The organism is Endozoicomonas sp. SESOKO4, assembly GCF_024606275.1.
In genome coordinates this window covers 1-3,196 of the sequence record NZ_JAHHPS010000425.1, presented here as the reverse complement: position 1 = coordinate 3,196, position 3,196 = coordinate 1, and the positions used below count along the sequence as shown (strand labels likewise).

The following is a 3,196-nucleotide window of genomic DNA, read 5'->3' as shown; positions in this document are numbered from 1 at the left end:
GTATACCTGAAGCCAGTATGTTTTGAAGGCCTATCTGTTTGCTATCTTCAACTACTTATCAACTGACAATGCGCTGGACTGGCAGGAGTACGCTGAAGTTCAAGACAAAAGCTATGTTCTGTTTAATGATGGCAGCGGCGTACTTATAGACAATGAATACTTTGATACATCACGTGCACCGGACTTGTACTCTACTGAAGATGAAGTTGCATCAGAGTTACTGGGTAAGAAAGTAAACGACGTAGTTCTATTCGATGGTAAAGATAAAACTATTTCTGAGATAAACACCCCTTACCTATGGGCGTATAGATATGCACATAGCGAGCTTCCCAAGAGGAGAAAATCTGCTGCCATCAGGAAGATAGACGTATCTGAAAACAGTGATAGTCAGTTTGACAACCTTTTTGCAGAACTGAAGAATAATGCTGAGAGTGTTAAAATGGTTGAGGGCTTTGTGTTTAACAGCCATATACCTGCCCTAACAGCAATGAGTTATCAAGCACCAGCTCTTAGTGGTTGGTTGCACCTGCTAGTAAGTGAGTATGAGTCAAGAATAAGTGTGACCACCAACATGGATTTGTCTTCTTTGCAGAGTATTTCAGCCATGAAGCACGCTGTACTTGACCTTAGTGCATTAAGCTCTCTTGTATTCCTCACCAAAGAACCTGCAGTAGTGAGTTCGTTATGGGATGAAGTAGCTGTAGTCCCTTCATGTGCCAGAGAAGTCCATTATGAGAAAGAACGGAACCAAGCGAAGGCTACAAGTGCAGGAACTGTATGCTGGGACTTAAATGCGACTGCACCTGTCCGTCATGAACACAATGATGATTTATATAAGCAATGGTTAGAGCTATGTGACGAGATTCATAGTCAAATAGATCAGGGGAATATACAGGAAATTGATAGTGTCCCTGCATTAGAGCTACCAGAAGGAGATGATAGAAGAGTCCTTCAGGCATTAGAGGTGTCCACAAAAGACTCATTACTTGCCTGCTATGGCTACAATGAGCTCTTTTACGTCAGTGATGACCCGAACTTGCAGAATTTTGCGAAGAGACTGGGAATTATTTCTATCAGTACTGTTCAGCTTATGCAGTACAGAATGGAATCAGGCTTTATTACTGAGGATGTTTTCTCAAGGCACTTCATGAATTTGGGAATTGGCTTTTTATTACCCAACGAAACACCTGTAAAAGTGCTGAACTGGATCATAGACCAGGACTACAGCTCAGATTACTGTGATTACATGCTGAACAGGGTTATTCCAGCACCAAATACATCAGTTCAGAATCTCAGAATTGTTTTGACCTTGATTGAGAACTTCCTCATTAATAGAAAAGTAAAAGGTGCTGAATATGTTATTGGTTATCTACTACGAAAAATGACTACTAATGGTGAGGATATTGATACGGTACTACGTATCTTGGCTCACGCAAGTGAAATCCCAGACAGGGCAGTAAAAGATAACGTATACAGCAATATTATACGACTATCCGGCACTAAAACCCCTGTGGGGTATAGCATTACTGCTGCTCTTGATTACCTTTTGGCTAGGGGCAGTCAGAAAAGAACTGCCTAGTTTCAAATACTGTGTGCAATACAGCTAGTGCAGGTGGGTTGGGTATTCCGGAGCCATTGATCGCTCTCTGACCGCCCCCTGTTTAGTTAGGAAAAATCAAAAGAGGCAGCAACTACCCTGACACAAACAAAAGCCGAGACCGAAAACCATCCGGCATCGGGTCTTGGTTAGCCTTTAAATTACAATTCAAGCCTTCAGCATAGGCAGATCCAGACCTTGCTCCTCAGCACATTTAATAGCGATGTCGTAACCCGCATCAGCATGACGCATAACACCCGTTCCGGGGTCGTTACGCAGAATACGACCCAGACGCATTTCAGCGGCTTCAGTACCATCAGCGACAATAACAACTCCTGCGTGTTGACTGAAGCCCATGCCGACTCCCCCACCGTGGTGCAAAGAAACCCAGGTAGCGTCGCCGGCGGTATTGAGCAGTGCATTCAACAGCGGCCAATCGGAAACAGTATCAGAACCAACATCGCCTCCGTCTCCTGCATATTCTGGTCAGCTTGAACACCTATTCTAGTTCATTTGAACACCCTGGATCTCCTACGCATCACCCAGTCTGATTTTTAGTCCAAGTGTTCAAGTGTTTCCAGTTTTCCCAGCTTCTTGCGCATGGATTCCCCTTTCAGCGTAATCCTGTGGGCGTTGTGCATCAGGCGATCCAGAATGGCGTCTGCCATAGTCTCATCACCGATGCTGCCATGCCATTGCCGGGTCGGTAGCTGGCTGGTAACCAACGTTGAACTTTGTTCGTGACGGTCATCCATCACTTCCAGTAAATCGTTGCGTTGCTGCTGGGTCAGAGGTTCCAGCCCCCAGTCATCCAGTATCAACAAATCCACCTTCGCCAGTTGCTTGAGTTGCCTGCTGTAGCTGCCATCACCATGGGCAAGGCTCAGCTCTTCCAGTAAGCGCGAGAGTCGGTAATAGCGGACACTGTAACCCTGTATGCAGGCCCGGTGTCCCAGTGCACAAGCCAGGTAACTTTGAAGTGGTCTAATGACACCGGACACCTCGTTAAGCACAATAGTGCAACCAGTAACGAGGTTCATAATGGCAACGCGAAAACATTATTCTCAGGAATTCAAACTCAAAGCTGTAAAACTGGTTACTGAACAAGCTCAGTCGCCTACAGCAGTCGCCAGAAGTCTAGGAATTTGTGCGACTAACCTCCGTCGTTGGGTTCGACTCAGTGAAGAGAAGAAAGAGCTGGCTTTCCCCGGCAAAGGCCATCAGGCCCTGACGACTGAACAGCAGAGAATCAAAGAGCTTGAAGCTGAAAAAAAACAGCTGAAAATGGAACAGGAAATCTTAAAAAAAGCCATGGCCTTCTTTGCGAAAGACCAGCTGTAAGATACGCCTTCATACAGCGGGAGAGGAAGGCCTATCCTGTCGTAACGCTATGCAAAGCACTAAAAGTTAGTCGCAGCAGCTTCTACGAATGGAATAAACAACAGGCAAAAAATCAACAGATTGACCCGGAGATGTTTCGCCTGGAGGCAGATGCCCGAGAGATTTTTGCTCAATCAGGTGACTCTTATGGAAGTCGTCGAATGGCGAAAGTCCTGCGTTCAAAAGGTTACAGCATAGGGCGTTATCAGGCCAAAACCC

General features: G+C 45.7%; 3 protein-coding genes and 2 pseudogenes. 3 read left to right on the top strand and 2 right to left on the bottom strand.

Annotation, left to right across the window (positions count from 1 at the left end):
* The first annotated feature begins 22 nt into the window (after positions 1-22).
* A complete protein-coding gene (locus tag KDK16_RS08350) occupies positions 23-1,579 on the top strand; it encodes a hypothetical protein (RefSeq protein WP_257275583.1) in 1,557 nt (518 codons plus the stop codon).
* Between the two features lie 186 nt (positions 1,580-1,765).
* On the opposite strand, the pseudogene KDK16_RS08345 reads toward KDK16_RS08350, so the two are convergent.
* Together KDK16_RS08345 and KDK16_RS08340 are read right to left on the bottom strand one after the other, a co-directional pair.
* Positions 1,766-2,053 (bottom strand): annotated as a pseudogene (locus tag KDK16_RS08345) (urocanate hydratase); the annotation flags it as partial.
* A 98-nt stretch (positions 2,054-2,151) separates the two neighbouring features.
* Positions 2,152-2,622: pseudogene (locus tag KDK16_RS08340) on the bottom strand (ATP-binding protein); the annotation flags it as partial.
* A gap of 16 nt (positions 2,623-2,638) precedes the next feature.
* Between KDK16_RS08340 and KDK16_RS08335 the strand changes: the two are divergent.
* Positions 2,639-2,938 (top strand): transposase, encoded by a 300-nt coding sequence (locus KDK16_RS08335; RefSeq protein WP_257275582.1) that lies wholly within the window; start codon positions 2,639-2,641, stop codon positions 2,936-2,938.
* Between the two features lie 131 nt (positions 2,939-3,069).
* Positions 3,070-3,196: IS3 family transposase (locus KDK16_RS13570; protein ID WP_373690952.1), on the top strand; the 127-nt coding region annotated here is incomplete at its 3' end.